The following is a 15,395-nucleotide window of genomic DNA, read 5'->3' as shown; positions in this document are numbered from 1 at the left end:
ACCAGATCGGAGGGCGACCAGCCACATTGCTGAAGGCTAACCGCCTTCCGTGATCCATCTTACGTTTAAGAAGGTCCGCCCCCGCAAGTGCGGGGGCGGACCGTCCACGATTCGGCCCGAAACGGACTAAATGTGAAGTTTGTTACAGGGTGATGTCTCGCCTGTCACACCTGAACGGCACTACAGGGTGATGAGACCCGTGGCGTTCTTGCGTGCGCCGTCGAAGCGCTTGGCGACGTCGGCCCAGTTCACGATGTTCCAGAACGCCTTGACGTAGTCGGCCTTGACGTTGACGTAGTCCAGGTAGAAGGCGTGCTCCCACATGTCGAGCATCAGCAGCGGCGTGGTGCCGAGTGCAACGTTGCCCTGCTGGTCATAGAGCTGCTCGATGACGAGGTTTCCGCCGATGGGTTCGTAGGCCAGGAATCCCCAGCCGGAACCCTGCAGGCCCAGCGCGGCGGCGGTGAACTGCGCACGGAAGGCGTCGAAGGAACCAAACGCGTCATCGATGGCTGCGGCCAGCTCACCCTCGGGCTTGTCGCCGCCGTCCGGGGACAGGTTGTTCCAGAACACGGAGTGGTTGACGTGGCCGCCGGTGTGGAAAGCCAGGTCCTTCGAAAGCCGGTTGATGTTGGCGAAGTCGCCCTTTTCGCGTGCCTCAGCCAGCTGGGCCAGCGCGTTGTTGGCACCGGTCACATAGGCAGCGTGGTGCTTGCTGTGGTGCAGCTCCATGATGCGAGCGGAGATGTGGGGCTCCAGCGCTGCGTAGTCGTAGCTGAGTTCAGGCAGTACGTACTCGGTCACAAAATCCTCCAATGTCGTGGACAGGTTGTCCGGTTTGGTAACTCTCGGATTGTGCATCCGGATGACTGGTCATCCGGAAATCTAGGGGGACGGTATCCAGGCGGAGCGGTGGCTCCCTTGGGGCACAACCTCCGGCCGCCGCGAGGTATTTCCGTTACCCGGTCTTGATTCTAGGGGGGGCCGTTACTCGTCCAGCATTTCCGGCGTCACATTGGCCTCGGTCCCGGGGATCCCCAGGTCCAATGCGCGTTTGTCGGCCATCGCCAGGAGCCTGCGGATTCTGCCGGCGATCGCATCCTTGGTCATGGGCGGATCAGCCAGCCGGCCAAGTTCGTCCAGGCTCGCCTGCTTGTGGGCGACGCGGAGTTCACCCGCGTACTTAAGGTGGTCGGGGACGTCGTCGCCGAGGATCTCCAGTGCACGGTCCACGCGGGCGCCGGCGGCAACAGCTGCCTGGGCCGAGCGGCGCAGGTTGGCGTCGTCGAAGTTGGCCAGCCTGTTCGCCGTCGCCCGCACTTCCTTGCGCATGCGGCGTTCTTCCCAGACCATGAGCGCGTCATGAGCACCCATCCGGGTGAGCAGGGCTGCGATGGTATCGCCGTCCCGGATGACCACCCGGTCCACTCCCCTGACTTCGCGGGCCTTGGCCTGGATGCCGAGGCGTCGGGCCGCGCCCACCAGAGCCAGGGCCGACTCGGGCCCGGGGCAGGTCACTTCCATGGCGGAGGACCGGCCCGGCTCGGTCAGCGATCCGTGGGCGAGGAAGGCGCCGCGCCACACGGCTTCGGCGTCGGCGGCGGAACCGTTGACCACTGCCGACGGCAGCCCGCGAACCGGGCGGCCGCGCGCGTCCAGCAGCCCGGTCTGGCGGGCGAGGGCTTCGCCGTCGCGCACCACCCGCACCACATACCGGTTGCCGCGGCGGAGCCCGCCGCCGGAGACGACGATGATCTCGCTCTGGTGGCCGTACACCTCAGCGATCGCGGCCCTGAGGCGGCGTGCCGTGGAGGCGAGGTCAACCTCGGCCTCGATCACGATCCGGCCGGAAATGATGTGCAGTCCGCCGGCGAATCGGAGCATCGCAGAGACTTCTGCCTTGCGGACCGAGGACTTCTTTATGTCCAGGCGGGACAGTTCTTCTTTGACTGATGACGTCAGTGCCATGGCACCTTCCTAACTGTTCCCGAAAATATCGTGGTACGCCGTTGCCAGACGCAGGGGGTCGTGGATCGGACGGCGGCTCGACGCCCCTACTTTACCCAACACCACCTCGGCCCCGAGCATCCCGGCTGCCCGTTTGAACTCCTCGACGTCCGGCACGGACACAGGGTCCGCGAGCACGACGTCGATACTGAAGTCGGGCGCGTAGCTGCGCAGCACATGCAGGTGGTCGGCAGCGGACATGCCGGAAGTCTCCTTGGTGTCCGTGGCCAGGTTCATCGTGAGGCACCGTTTGGCAGGCGTGTCTGAAAGAGCCTGCCGCATCTCCGGCAGCAGGAGGTGCGGCAGTACGGACGTGTACCAGGATCCCGGGCCCAGAATGACCCAATCGGCCAGTTCGATGGCCGTCAGGGCTTCGACGCAGGCATGCGCCGACTCCGGCAGGAGCCGGACGCTTTCCAGCGAACCTGCCACGGCGCATTTGGCCTGCCCCCTGACGGTCTCCAGTCTGTAGGTTCCGTCGGGGCCGGGCACCCTGACGTCGCCCTCGATCGTCAGCGGCTCGCCGGACATGGGCAGGACCTGTCCGCGTGCGCCGAGCAGGGCACCGGCCCATTTCAGGCCGCCCACAGTGTCGCCCAGCAGTTCCCAGAGCGTGACGATGAGCAGGTTGCCCATGGCGTGGTCGTCGAGCGAGCCACCCCGGCCCGCCCCCGGCTTGAACCGGTGCTGCATGACGTCCCGCCAGGTCCGTCCCCAGTCGGTGTCGTCACAAAGGGCCGTGAGGGCCATCCGCAGGTCGCCGGGCGGAAGGACGCCGTACTCCTCGCGCAGCCGGCCGGAAGACCCGCCGTCGTCCGCTACGGTGACGATGGCTGTCAGTTCGGAGGTCAGCAGCCGAAGAGCGGACAGCGAAGCGGACAGCCCGTGACCGCCGCCGAGGGCGACGACGGAAGGTCCTTTGTCCAGCTGCCCGCCGCCGGTGCCGGCGGCCGGCGGAACCAGGGGCAGCGGCCCGGTAAGCAGTCCCATTACTCGCGGCCCAGGTCCCGGTGGGTGGTGGTCACCGTGACACGGGGGTATTGCGCCAGCTTCTTTGAAAGTTCCATAGCGACGGCCACGGAGCGGTGCTTGCCGCCGGTGCAGCCCACGGCAATGGTGGCGTAGTGCTTGTTTTCGCGGCGGTACCCGTCCAGGACCGGCTCAATGGCCAGCACGTAGCGGTCCACGAAGCTCTTGACGCCTTCGGCCTCGAGGACGTAGTCGCTCACGTCCTTGTCCAGGCCGGTGTGCGGACGAAGCTGCGGGACCCAGTGCGGATTCGGGATGAAGCGTGCATCGACCACAAAGTTCGCGTCCACCGGCAGCCCGTACTTGAAGCCGAAGCTCATGACGTTCAGCCGCAGGGCGACCGGACCTGTTTCGCTGAAAAGCTCCGTGATGGCGGTGGCAAGGGCGTGGACGTTGAACTCGGATGTGTCCAGCACGATGTCCGCGGAATCCCGCAGTTCATGCAACAAATCGCGCTCCGAGGCGATGCCGTCGAGGATCCGCCCGCCTTCCTGGAGTGGATGCGGACGGCGGCCCTGCTCAAACCGGCGCACCAGGACGTCGTCGTTGGCGTCCAGGAACAGGACACGAAACGTAACGCCGCTGGCTTCAAGGGTTTTCAGCGCCGCCCGGATGTCGGCGAAGAGCGCGGTGCTGCGCACATCAACCACCACGGCGAGCTTGGGGATGGACTGCGGGGCGTGGGACACGAGTTCGGCCAGGGTGCCGAGCATCTGCGGCGGAAGGTTCTCAACGACATACCAGCCATGGTCCTCAAGGGCGTCCGCAGCGGTACTGCGCCCCGCCCCGGACATACCCGTCACCACGAGCAGTTCCGCTTCAACGGGCCTGACGGGCGTCATGCCGTCCTGTTCCGCTTCGGATCCTGCCGTTGACTCTGCCATGAGTAAAGCCCCATTCCTGCTATGTAATTCGACGCAACCGCGCGTTCCGCTTCAGGTCCTTACCCTAGCTAAGTTTCAATGATTTCGCCGGTCGTCATATTGATTGACGGCGCTTCCGCACCGGAGGCCGCGGCGCCGTTGCTGAAATGGCTGACGATTGCGTCCGCCAGCGAAGGGCCGATGCCCTTTGCAGTGGCCAGTTCGGCCGCACTGGCGGTCCGGATGCTCTTAACCGAGCCGAACTGTGCCAGCAGGGCTTTGCGTTTGGCCTCGCCCAGGCCGGGAACGCTGTCCAGGGCGGAAACCGTCATGGCCTTTCCGCGCTTCTGCCGGTGGAACGTGATGGCGAACCGGTGGGCTTCGTCGCGGATGCGCTGCAGCAGGTAGAGGCCCTCGGATGTCCGCGGCAGGATCACCGGAAAGTCGCTGTCCGGCAGCCAGACCTCTTCAAGGCGCTTGGCCAGGCCAACCACGTAGACGTCGTCAATCCCGAGTTCAGCCAGGGCGCGCGCAGCGGCGTTCACCTGGGGCTTGCCGCCGTCCACCACGACGAGGTTGGGCGGGTAGGCGAACTTTGCGCGCGGTGCGGGCGTGGTGGTGTCCTGCATGGAGGCCACCGCCATGGCCTCGAGCGCCGCCTGGTGCCCGGGGAGCTGTGCCGCTTCCGCCTGGGCCGCTTTCTCCTGAAGATAATTCCGGAAGCGCCGGGTGAGGACATCATGCATGGCCGCTGTGTCATCCACGGCCGCGGCGCCGGTTATGGAGAATTTGCGGTAGTCGGACTTCTTCGGAAGACCGTCTTCCACCACCACCATGGACGCCACCACATTGGTGCCCTGCACGTGGGAAATGTCGAAGCACTCGATGCGGAGCAGCGCGACGGGCAGGTCCAGGGCCTCCTGGAGCTCCTGCAGTGCGAGGGACCGGTTCGTCAGGTCACCGGCGCGCCGCGATTTGTGCAGCTTGAGTGCGTGCTCGGCGTTTTCCCGGACCGTGGACATGAGTGCTGCCTTGTCCCCGCGGCGCGGGACCCGGATGTCCACTTTCGCGCCCCTCAGGCCGGCAAGCCACTGGGCAAGTTCGGCAGCGTTGCTCGGCTCTTCAGGAACCAGGACCTCTCGGGGCAGCCGCCCCTGCGTTTCGCCTTCCTCGCCGTAGACCTGCTGCAGCAGGTGCTCCACAAGGTCCGGCGTAGTGAAATCCTCGACCTTTTCCACCACCCATCCGCGCTGGCCGCGGACCCGGCCGCCGCGGACATGGAAAACCTGCACGGCGGCTTCCAGCTCATCCTCATGCAGCGCAAAAACGTCGGCGTCCGTGTCTTCCGCCAACACCACGGCGTTGCGTTCGAAGACTTTCCGCAGTGCGATGATGTCATCCCGGACGCGTGCGGCCCGCTCGTAGTCGAGCTCGGCAACTGCTGCGGCCATGTCCTTCTCCAGCCGTCCGATGAAGCGCTTGGCTTCACCGCCCATGAACGAGCAGAAGTCCTCCGCCAGCGCCCGATGCTCCTCCGGTGTGACCCGGCCGACGCACGGTGCGGCGCACTTGTCGATGTAGCCAAGCAGGCACGGCCGTCCGCTGGCCTGCGCCCGCTTCAGGACGCCCGGGCTGCAGCTTCGGACGGGGAAGACGCGCAGCAGCGTGTCCATGGTTTCGCGGATGGCCCCTGCCGTGTAAGGACCGAAGTAGCGGGTGCCCTTGCGGCGTTCGCCGCGGAGCACCTGGACGCGCGGAAACTTCTCGCCCATCGTGACGGCGAGGTAGGGGTAGGTTTTGTCGTCGCGGAAGACGACATTGAACCGGGGCTTGAACTCCTTGATCCAGGTGTATTCCAGCTGGAGCGACTCCAGTTCACTTGCGACGACGGTCCACTCCACGCTGCTGGCGGCGTGGACCATGGCGTAGGTCTTGGGCAGCAGCCCTCCGGGATTGGCGAAGTACGAATTCAGGCGGGACCGCAGGCTTTTGGCCTTGCCGACGTAGATGACGCGGCCGTGCGGGTCCCGGAAACGGTACACGCCCGGGTTTGTTGGAATCTCCCCCGTTTGGGGTCGGTAACTAGCTGGATCTGCCACGATTCAAGTCTACTGACGCTGCAGGGGGCATCCGGACAGGGGGTCCCGGGGCGCCCCTACTCGGCGGCTTTGCTCTGGTTGTAGCTCGTTGACCGCTCCTGGCCGCTGAGCTCCGCGATGGCGTCCATGATGCGGTCCGTCACCTGGCGCCGTGCGGGCAGGGAGTGGTCCGGTCCGGTCTTCTCAAAGTACAACGGCTCGCCGACCTTCATGGTGAAGTGCTGCGGCTTCACGCCGTTCTGCCCGGCCGGCTGGAGGTTTTCGGTTCCAATGAGGCCAACGGGAATGACCGGTGCCCCGGTGGTCAGCGCGAGCCAGCCGACGCCGGTGCGGCCCCGGTAGAGGATGCCGTCCCGGGAGCGGGTGCCCTCAGGATAAATGCCGATGCCCTTTCCGGCCTCGAGGATGTCGAGCAGCGTCTTGAGGGCCGCCACGCTGGCAGCCTGCTCCCCGCGTTCCACCGGAATGGAGCCTACGGATTCGAAGAAGGACTTCATCACCTTGCCCTTCACGCCCCCGGTGGTGAAGTATTCGGCTTTCGCGAAGAAGGCCACCGGCCGGGGCATTAGCGCCTGCACAATGACGCTGTCCAGGAAGGACAGGTGGTTGGGCGCGACGATGAACGGGCCTTCCTTGGGAACGTTTTCCAGCCCGATGACGGTGGGCCGGCAGGTTCCGGAGATCAACGTGCGGGTGGTCCAGCGGATCGCATCAAACAACGCCATCGTTGTTCACCCCGCTCAGGGCTGCGCCGTGCAGTGCGTCAAGGCGTTCCACAACTGCAAATAGATCCGTGGTGGTGTGCACAATTGCCATGGCGCCCGCTTCATGGAGTTCACCGTCCGGGGCGAATCCCCAGCTGACGCCGATGCAGTCGAGGCCGTTGGCCAGGGCACCGGACACATCCTGGGCGCGGTCCCCCACCATCACGGCGTGTTGGGTGCGGAGGTCGGACAGGGCGGCGGCAACAATTTCAGTTTTGCCGAGAGGAACCTGGGCGTGCGCGGCTTCGTCGGCGGCGGAACCGCGGATGAAGCGGAACGAGGACGCAATGCCGTGGTGTTCCAGCACGATCCGGGCCAGTCCTTCCGGCTTCTGCGTTGCCACGGCGATCGGCCTGCCCGCGGCGGCGTATTCCTCGATGAGCTCGCGGATGCCCGGGTACAGGCGGCTCTGGGCGATGCCCGTTTCGAGGTAGTAGGACCGGTACAGGCGGATGACCTCGGCCAGCTGCTCCTGCGGAACTCCCGCGATATTGAGGAGCGAGTCGCTGAGTTTAGGACCGATCATCGCGTCCAGCCGGGCCGGGTCGGGAACCCCGATGCCGAGTTCGGTAAGGGCCGCGGAGATTCCGTCCGTGATCCCCCCTGCCGGGTCGACAAGAGTGCCGTCCAGGTCGAAGATCACGGGCACTGTTGAAAGGGTCACCGGGTTAGTTTCCCACAAGTGCGCGAATGGCTGAAACTCGCATTCCCCGGCAGGAATACTTCTTCCTGCCGGATCTGCAAGCTCCAGCCATTCCGTCGCGGTGCGGCAGACGCTAGCCCAGTATCTCCGCCAGGAAGGAGGCCGTGTAGCTCGTGGTCGACTTTGCGACCTGTTCGGGGGTTCCGGTCGCGATGATCTGGCCGCCGCCGGAACCGCCGTCCGGCCCCAGGTCCACGATCCAGTCCGCGCTCTTGATGACATCGAGGTTGTGCTCGATCGTGATCACGGTATTGCCTTTGTCCACCAGGCCCTGGAGGACCATAAGCAGCTTGCGGATGTCCTCGAAGTGCAGCCCGGTGGTGGGCTCGTCCAGGACATAGATGCTGCGGCCGTTGGACCGTTTCTGGAGTTCCGCGGCCAGCTTCACGCGCTGGGCTTCGCCGCCGGACAGCGTGGTGGCCGGCTGCCCCAGCCGCACGTAGCCCAGACCGACGTCCACGAGCGTGCGGAGGTGGCGGGCGATGGGTGTGAACGCGGCGAAGAACTCTGCGCCCTCCTCGATGGGCATGTCAAGGACGTCGGCGATGGTCTTGCCCTTGTAGTGGACTTCCAGGGTTTCGCGGTTGTACCGCGCACCGTGGCAGACCTCGCAGGGCACATAGACGTCCGGCAGGAAGTTCATTTCGATCTTCAGCGTGCCGTCGCCGGAGCACGCCTCGCAACGGCCGCCCTTCACGTTGAACGAGAACCGGCCCGGCTGATAGCCGCGGACCTTGGCCTCAGTGGTCTCGGCGAAGAGCTTGCGGATGTTGTCGAACACGCCCGTGTACGTGGCGGGGTTGGAGCGCGGTGTCCGGCCGATGGGGCTCTGGTCGACGTGCACCACCTTGTCCAGGTGCTCCAGGCCCTGCACGGACTTGTGCCGGCCTGCCACCTGCTTGGCGCCGTTGAGCTTGTTGGCCAGCACCTTGTAGAGGATTTCGTTGATCAGGGTGGACTTGCCGGAGCCGCTCACGCCGGTAACTGCGGTCAACAAGCCCAGCGGGAAGGCGGCATCTACGTTGACGAGGTTGTTCTCCCTTGCGCCGACGACCTTCAGCTCACGCTTTTTGTCATACTTGCGACGCTTCTTCGGGATTTCAATCTTCTTACGCCCGGAGAGGTAATCGCCGGTGAGGGACTCGGTGTTTTCCAGGAGTTCCTTGTAGGAGCCGGAGTGCACCACCTGGCCGCCGTGTTCCCCGGCTCCGGGCCCGATGTCGACTATCCAGTCGGCTTCCTGGATGGTGTCTTCGTCGTGCTCCACGACGATGAGGGTGTTGCCGAGGTCGCGCAGGCGGGTCAGCGTTTCGATCAGGCGCCGGTTGTCCCGCTGGTGCAGGCCGATGGAGGGCTCATCCAGAACGTAGAGGACACCCACGAGGCCGGAGCCGATCTGGGTTGCCAGGCGGATGCGCTGGGCTTCGCCGCCGGACAATGTGCCGGAGGGGCGCTCCAGGTTCAGGTACTCCAGCCCGACGTCGAGGAGGAAGGTCAGGCGTGCCTGGATTTCCTTCAGCACCTGGTGCGCAATCTGTGCCTCGCGCCCGGTCAGCACCAGGGTGTCCAGGAAGTGCGCGCATTCACGCATGGGCATGGCGGCAACGTCGGCGATGGACTTGCCGTTGATCAGCACGGACAGCGAGGCCGGGTTCAGGCGGGCGCCGTTGCAGGCAGGGCACGGGATCTGCCGCATGTACTCCTCGTAGCGGTCCCGTGCAGAGTCCGAATCCGTCTCCAGGTGCTTGCGGTGAACGTACTGGATAACGCCCTCGAAGCCGGTGCTGTACTTGCGCTCCCGGCCGAAGCGGTTGCGGTACTGCACTACGACCTTGTGGTCCTTGCCGTGCAGGACGGTCTGCCGAATATCCTTGGGAAGCTTCTGCCACGGCGTCTTCATCGAGAAGCCGAGTTCTTTCGCCAGCCCGGACAGCAGCCGGTTCCAGTACTCGCTGGTGGCCGTGCCCAGCGACCAGGGCGCGATGGCACCCTCGCCCAGGGAAAGCTCCCCGTTCGGAATGATGAGTTCCTCGTCAACTTCCAGTTTGGTGCCGATGCCGCTGCATGCCGAGCACGCCCCGAAGGGGTTGTTGAACGAGAACGAGCGGGGCTCGATTTCATCGATGGCAAGGGGGTGTTCGTTGGGGCACGCGAGGTGCTCGGAGAACGCCCGGACCCGTTCCGGATCATCCGCTTCGAGGTCCACGAACTCGGACAGGACGCGGCCCTCAGCCAGTCCGAGTGCCGTTTCGACGGAGTCGGTCAGGCGCTGCCGGATGCCGTCCTTGACCACAAGCCGGTCCACCACCACTTCGATGGTGTGCTTGAACTGCTTGCCGAGCTTGGGAGGATCGCTGAGCTGGATGAGCTCGCCGTCCACCCGGGCCCGGGAGTAGCCCTTGGCTGTGAGTTCCTTGAAGAGGTCGACGAATTCGCCTTTGCGGCCGCGCACCACGGGAGCGAGGACCTGGAAACGCGTGCCGTCCGGCAGTTCAAGGAGTTGGTCGACGATCTGCTGCGGCGTCTGCTTGGCCACTTGCTCGCCACAGACGGGGCAATGCGGACGGCCAACGCGAGCCCAGAGCAGGCGCATGTAGTCGTAGATTTCCGTGATGGTGCCGACGGTGGACCGGGGGTTCTTGCTGGTGGATTTCTGGTCGATCGAAACAGCCGGGGACAAGCCCTCGATGAAGTCCACATCCGGTTTGTCCACCTGCCCCAGGAACTGGCGGGCGTACGCAGAGAGGGATTCGACGTAGCGGCGCTGTCCCTCGGCGAAGATGGTGTCGAACGCCAGGGACGACTTGCCGGACCCGGACAGCCCGGTGAAAACGATCATGGAGTCGCGCGGCAGGTCCAGGTCCACGTTCCGCAGGTTGTGCTCCCGTGCCCCCTTCACCACGAGGCGGGAAAGGTCGGGGCGCGCCGGTTTTCCTTGTTTTAAGGGGACGACGGCGGAGCGGGCATCAAGGGCTGGTTCTTCAGCTACGGCTTTAGGCACTCACCAATGCTAATCGAAAACTTCTTCGAATTTCTATTGCGGGCGCCTATTCGGCGTCGTAGGCGGCCGCAAGCAGCTGCACTGCCTCTGCGAAGCTGGCGCCCTGCGCCTTTGCCGCCGCGGCGAATTCCGCCGCTGCTGCGGTCAACGAGGTCCAGGCCTCGTCCCTGGCGCAGATGACGGTGCCGTGCCGGCCACGGGTGGCAACCACGCCGGCCGCTTCCAGCTCCTTGTACGCCCGGGCGACGGTGTGCGGTGCGACGCCCAGTGCGGTGGCGAGGCTCCGCACGGCGGGGAGGCGGGTACCGGGAGCGAGGGCCCCGCTGTCCGCCCGCTCGATGATATTCAGGCGCAGCTGTTCGAAGAGCGGTACCGAACTGCCCTGGTTGGGTTTCCAGGTCCCCGGGAATTCGTTCACGGTGCTCACAGACCGGACTCCCCTGACCCCAGGGACTCTTGCCCGCCGGCAAACTGGGCGTCGTAGAGCCTGCTGTAGTGGCCCTTGGCTGCCAGCAGCTGTTGGTGGTTTCCTTGTTCAACGATTCGTCCGTGGTCCATGACGAGAATTAGATCAGCGTCCCGCACGGTGGACAAACGGTGGGCTATCACGAAGCTGGTCCGGCCGTGCCGCAGCCGCTGCATCGCCTGCCGGATCTGTACTTCCGTGCGGGTATCCACGGAACTCGTTGCCTCGTCCAGCACCAGGATGCTCCGGCCCGCGAGATGGGCCCTCGCGATGGTGATCAGCTGACGCTGCCCCTGGCTCAGGGTGTCGCCGTCGTTGCCCAGCATGGTGGCGTAGCCGTCGGGGAGGGCGCGCACGAAGTGGTCCACCAGGGACGCTTCGGCGGCCGCAACGACGTCGGCCTCGCTCGCACCGGGCCGCCCGTATTCGATGTTTTCCCGGATGGAGCCGGTGAACACCCAGGCGTCCTGCAGCACCATCCCGATCATGGAACGCAGCTCGTCGCGGGAGCGCTCCGTGATGTCGGCGCCGTCGATGGTGATCCGGCCGGAATCCAGCTCGTAGAACCTCATGAGCAGGTTCACCATGGTGGTCTTGCCGGCTCCGGTGTGGCCTACGATCGCCACGGTCTGCCCCGGTTCGGCGGTGAAGGACAGGTCCCGGACCACGGGAGCCTCCCTGGTGTATCCGAAGGTGACGGCGTCGAACACCACCCGGCCGCCGGTGGCACCGGTCCCCGGCTGGCGGGCACCTGACGGTTCGCCCGCGTCCGGTTCGTCCCCGTCCGGCGGAATCTCCGCGGCATCGAGCAGGGCGAACACACGCTCCGCTGACGCAAGGCAGGACTGGATCAAGGTGACCATGCCGCCAATCTGGCCGATGGGCTGGCTGAAGAGCCGGCTGAACTGGATGAAGGCCTGGACTCCGCCGATGGTCATGGCACCGGCCGTGACCTGCAGGGCCCCCACCACGGCCACCGCAATGTAGTTGAGGTTCGAGACGAACACCAGGAGGGGCTGCACGGCGCCGGAAACGTACTGGGCGCGGGCGCTGGTCCGGAAGAGCCTGTCGTTGCTGTTGGTGAAGGTCTCGGTGGCCAAACCCTGCCGGCCGAAAGCCTTGAGCACCTCGTGTCCGGTGATGTACTCCTCAAGGTGCGCGTTGAGTTCGCCCGTGGTGCTCCACTGCTCGGAAAAATGCGCCTGCGACTTCCGGGCCACAAGCACCGTGACCACTGTGGAAAACGGCACGGTCACGAGCGCAATGACCGCCAGCAGCGGGGAAAGCCACAGCATCATGGACAGCGCGCCGAGCAGCATGAGCACCGACAGGATCAGCTGGTTCAGCAGCTGGTTCAGGGCCTGCGAAATATTGTCGACGTCGTTGGTTGCGCGGCTCAGGACGTCACCGCGGCGCTGCTCGTCGAAATGCGCGGACGGAAGCCTCGCCAGTTTGTCCTCCACCGCGGCACGCAGCCGGTAGCTCACCCGTTGCACCGCGGTGGCGGTGACCGCCCCCTGCACCCAGCTGAAAGCGGAGGCGCCGATGTACATCACTGCCACCAGGAGTAGCACGGCGGCCAGCTTCTGTTCGTTGAAGATCCCTCCAAAAACACCTTCAACCACGACGTCGGTGGCGTCGCCCAGCAGCTTCGGCGCCGACACATTAAGCGCCACGAACGCGCAGGTGGCCGCCACGGCCGCGAGCATGCGCCCCCTGACGGGACGCAGCAGCCGCAGCAGCCGCCTGCCGGTGGCCAAGGCGGCTGCACCCCCGGCCCCATTCGCGGCGTTGTCCGCCGTCGTCGTAGTGGCTGCCGTCATAGCCTGCCTCCCAACGCGAGCTGTGAGGCAGCGATCTCCTGGTACACCGTCGACGTGCGCATGAGTTCCGTATGGGTCCCCTGCGCAACGAGCCTGCCCTGGTCCAGCACCAGGATCAGGCCCGCGTCGAGGATGGTGGCGATGCGCTCGGCCACGATGATCACCGTGGACCTGCGGGTGAGCGGTGCAAGCGCCTGGCGGAGGCGGGCGTCGGTTGCGTAGTCCAAGGCGGAGAAACTGTCGTCAAAAAGGTATACCGGAGCGTCCCGGAGCAGTGCGCGGGCAATGCACAGCCGCTGGCGCTGCCCGCCGGAAAAGTTCGTTCCGCCCTGGCTCACGGCGCTGTGGAGCCCGTGCGGCAGTTCGCGCACGAAGTCCTCCGCCTGGGCGGCGCGGAGCGCCCGAAGGATTTCCTCGTCGCTGGCGTCAGGGGCCGCCATGCGCAGGTTCTCGGCCACGGTGCCGGAGAAGAGGTAGGCGCGCTGCGGCACCAGCGACAGGCTGTCCCGCAGGAAATGAAGCGGGAGGGAGCGCACGTTGTGGCCGCCGATCAGGACCTCCCCGGACGTAGCGTCGAGGAACCGGGGCAGCAGGTTGAGTAGCGTCGACTTGCCGCTGCCCGTGGACCCGATGATGGCGGTAGTGGTGCCCGGCGAAGCGGTGAAACTGATGCCGTCCAGCACGGGCGCTTCCGCTCCGGGGTAGGCAAACGTGACGTCGCGGAATTCCACCGTGCCGCCGGGCGTGCGCCGCCCCGGAGGCAGCCCGGCCCGTGAGATCAGGGGGTCCGCGATGGCCGGGCGGGTGTCCAGTACGGCCTGGATCCGTTCGGCGCAGACCGCGGCACGGGGGGCGGTCATCAGCACGTACATCGCCATCATGATGGCGATGAGGATCTGCAGAATGTAGGCGATGAAGGCCGTCAGCGAGCCCAACTGCATGTCCCCGGCCTGGATCCTGTGGCCGCCGAACCACACCACCGCCACCGATGACAGGTTGACCACGATCATGATCAGCGGCAGCATCCCCGCCACCAGCAGGGCCGACTGCAGGTTGTTGCGGGTCAGTTCACGGTTGACGACGGCGAAGCGGCGCGCCTCGTGTGCCTGGCGGACGAACGCGCGGATCACGTTGGCTCCGATGATCTGCTCGCGCAGCACGCGGCTGATCCGGTCGATCAGCACCTGGCCCTGCCGGTACAAGGGCACCAGGCGTCGGACGATCACGTACATGATGAGCACCAGTAGGGGAATGATGGCCACCACGATGCCGGAGAGGACCACGTCCTGGTTCAGGGCCAGGACTATGCCGCCGATGCCCATGGCCGGGGCCGCCACGAGCATGGTGAAGACCAGCACGGCCAGCGCCTGGATCTGTTGGACATCGTTGGTGGCCCGTGTGACCAGGCTGGGTATGCCGAACGTCCCAACTTCCTGGGAGGACAGCGACTGGACTTTGGCGAAGAGCTCCTGGCGCAGCTGCCGGCCAAGCTTCATGGCCACGGTGGCGCTGAAATACCCTGCAGCCAGGGCGGCCGCAACCTGGACTGCGGCAATTGCGGCCATCCAGCCGCCCAGCCGAAGAATGAGGTCTGTGTTTCCCTTGACGATGCCGTCGTCGATGACAGCGGCATTGAGCGTGGGCAGGAAGAGGTTGGCCGTGGTCTGGATGAATTGGAGCACCACGATGGCCACAACGGCAGGCTTATGCGCGGCGAGCAGCCGCATCATCATGCACCGGAGCACCGGAGCTCCTCCCGCCGTAGCGCCATGCTCAGCGCCGTTTCCGCGCGACTGCGAAGATCCTTCGGAACGGGAACACTGTGCCGTGGGCCGTGGCGGGATAGGCGTCCCTGAGCATCGCGGAGTATTCCGCTTCGAATTCAGCCGCCTCTTCGGGTTTGAGCGCCGCGAGTATCGGCCTCAGACCGGCTCCCCTGACCCATTCCAGCACCGGATCCGGTCCGTGGAGCACCTGCTGGTAGGTGGTTTCCCACGCGTCCGCGTCGCAGCCGGCGTCGAGCATGATGTTCAGGTAGCTGGCGGGTTCGGCGACGGCATCGTCGTGGCGCAGCACGCCGTCGAGCGTGTCCTTCCAGCGGCCGGACTCCGCGAGCTGCCGCATGAGCACATGGGAGGGGGACCTGAAATTCCCGGGAACCTGCAGGGCGAACCATGCACCGGGCGCGAGTGCCTCCAGCCAGCCGGCCAGCAGGGCGGGATGGCCGGGGACCCATTGCAGCGCCGCATTCGAGACCACCACGTCCGTGCTCTCCGATGGCCTCCAGTCGGTGATGTCCTGCAGTGTGAAGGAAAGGTTGGCCGCCTGCGCCGAGTGCACCGTCGCCATGCGAAGCATCTCGGCGGACGAATCGACTCCCACCACCCGGGCAGCGGGCCAGCGCTCCGCCAGTGTGGCGGTCAGGTTGCCGGGCCCGCAGCCGAGGTCCACAACGTGGCGGGGACTCTCAGCGTGGACCCGCGCAGTGAGGTCAAAAAATGGCCTGTCGCGGTGGTTCCCGAACTCCACGTACTTCGCTGGATCCCACTTCAAAGACGCCCCTCCAATGGCTCGTGCTGTTGCCGTCAGGCCGAGCCTAGCCCGGCCCGGCCCCGCGACCAAGGAAGAACCACCCATTGG

General features: G+C 65.7%; 12 protein-coding genes. All 12 read right to left on the bottom strand.

Features of this window, described 5'->3' with window-relative positions; genetic code table 11:
* Positions 1-180: 180 nt before the first annotated feature.
* Complete coding sequence (locus ARTH_RS10545) at positions 181-804, bottom strand: superoxide dismutase (RefSeq protein WP_043430683.1); 624 nt, start codon at positions 802-804, stop codon at positions 181-183.
* Between the two features lie 183 nt (positions 805-987).
* Positions 988-1,968, bottom strand: coding sequence for a DNA-binding protein WhiA (gene whiA, locus ARTH_RS10540; RefSeq protein WP_011691931.1), 981 nt, complete (start codon positions 1,966-1,968; stop codon positions 988-990).
* A gap of 9 nt (positions 1,969-1,977) precedes the next feature.
* Positions 1,978-2,997, bottom strand: coding sequence for a gluconeogenesis factor YvcK family protein (locus ARTH_RS10535; protein WP_011691930.1), 1,020 nt, complete (start codon positions 2,995-2,997; stop codon positions 1,978-1,980).
* Positions 2,997-3,920, bottom strand: coding sequence for an RNase adapter RapZ (gene rapZ / locus ARTH_RS10530; RefSeq protein ID WP_011691929.1), 924 nt, complete (start codon positions 3,918-3,920; stop codon positions 2,997-2,999). The genes ARTH_RS10535 and rapZ overlap by 1 nt, the downstream gene beginning before the upstream one ends.
* Before the next feature lie 68 nt (positions 3,921-3,988).
* Positions 3,989-5,998: an excinuclease ABC subunit UvrC gene (gene uvrC, locus ARTH_RS10525; RefSeq protein ID WP_011691928.1), complete on the bottom strand. Its 2,010-nt coding sequence runs from the start codon at positions 5,996-5,998 to the stop codon at positions 3,989-3,991.
* Between the two features lie 56 nt (positions 5,999-6,054).
* Entirely contained in the window at positions 6,055-6,723 is a 669-nt protein-coding gene (locus tag ARTH_RS10520) for a lysophospholipid acyltransferase family protein (protein WP_011691927.1), read from the bottom strand.
* On the bottom strand, positions 6,710-7,426 hold the full coding sequence (locus ARTH_RS10515) for an HAD hydrolase-like protein (RefSeq protein WP_011691926.1): 717 nt from the start codon (positions 7,424-7,426) through the stop codon (positions 6,710-6,712). Before ARTH_RS10515 ends, ARTH_RS10520 begins: the two co-directional genes overlap by 14 nt.
* Before the next feature lie 112 nt (positions 7,427-7,538).
* Entirely contained in the window at positions 7,539-10,466 is a 2,928-nt protein-coding gene (gene uvrA, locus ARTH_RS10510; protein ID WP_011691925.1) for an excinuclease ABC subunit UvrA, read from the bottom strand.
* Positions 10,467-10,512: 46 nt separating this feature from the next.
* Positions 10,513-10,893 (bottom strand): GntR family transcriptional regulator, encoded by a 381-nt coding sequence (locus ARTH_RS10505; protein WP_011691924.1) that lies wholly within the window; start codon positions 10,891-10,893, stop codon positions 10,513-10,515.
* On the bottom strand, positions 10,890-12,755 hold the full coding sequence (locus tag ARTH_RS10500; RefSeq protein ID WP_011691923.1) for an ABC transporter ATP-binding protein: 1,866 nt from the start codon (positions 12,753-12,755) through the stop codon (positions 10,890-10,892). Before ARTH_RS10500 ends, ARTH_RS10505 begins: the two co-directional genes overlap by 4 nt.
* Positions 12,752-14,488 (bottom strand): ABC transporter ATP-binding protein, encoded by a 1,737-nt coding sequence (locus ARTH_RS10495; RefSeq protein WP_011691922.1) that lies wholly within the window; start codon positions 14,486-14,488, stop codon positions 12,752-12,754. The genes ARTH_RS10500 and ARTH_RS10495 overlap by 4 nt, the downstream gene beginning before the upstream one ends.
* Before the next feature lie 40 nt (positions 14,489-14,528).
* Positions 14,529-15,308 (bottom strand): trans-aconitate 2-methyltransferase, encoded by a 780-nt coding sequence (locus ARTH_RS10490; protein ID WP_043429753.1) that lies wholly within the window; start codon positions 15,306-15,308, stop codon positions 14,529-14,531.
* Positions 15,309-15,395 lie beyond the last annotated feature (87 nt).

This window comes from Arthrobacter sp. FB24, from assembly GCF_000196235.1.
GTDB lineage: Bacteria > Actinomycetota > Actinomycetes > Actinomycetales > Micrococcaceae > Arthrobacter.
This window is presented reverse-complemented; position numbering and strand designations above follow the sequence as displayed.

What these genes read in the sequence shown, in the direction of transcription:
- whiA (WP_011691931.1), bottom strand. Translation starts at nt 1,968, where the DNA reads ATGGCACTGACGTCATCAGTCAAAGAAGAACTGTCCCGCCTGGACATA.
- ARTH_RS10535 (WP_011691930.1), bottom strand. Translation starts at nt 2,997, where the DNA reads ATGGGACTGCTTACCGGGCCGCTGCCCCTGGTTCCGCCGGCCGCCGGC.
- rapZ (WP_011691929.1), bottom strand. Translation starts at nt 3,920, where the DNA reads ATGGCAGAGTCAACGGCAGGATCCGAAGCGGAACAGGACGGCATGACG.
- ARTH_RS10520 (WP_011691927.1), bottom strand. Translation starts at nt 6,723, where the DNA reads ATGGCGTTGTTTGATGCGATCCGCTGGACCACCCGCACGTTGATCTCC.
- ARTH_RS10500 (WP_011691923.1), bottom strand. Translation starts at nt 12,755, where the DNA reads ATGACGGCAGCCACTACGACGACGGCGGACAACGCCGCGAATGGGGCC.
- ARTH_RS10495 (WP_011691922.1), bottom strand. Translation starts at nt 14,488, where the DNA reads ATGATGATGCGGCTGCTCGCCGCGCATAAGCCTGCCGTTGTGGCCATC.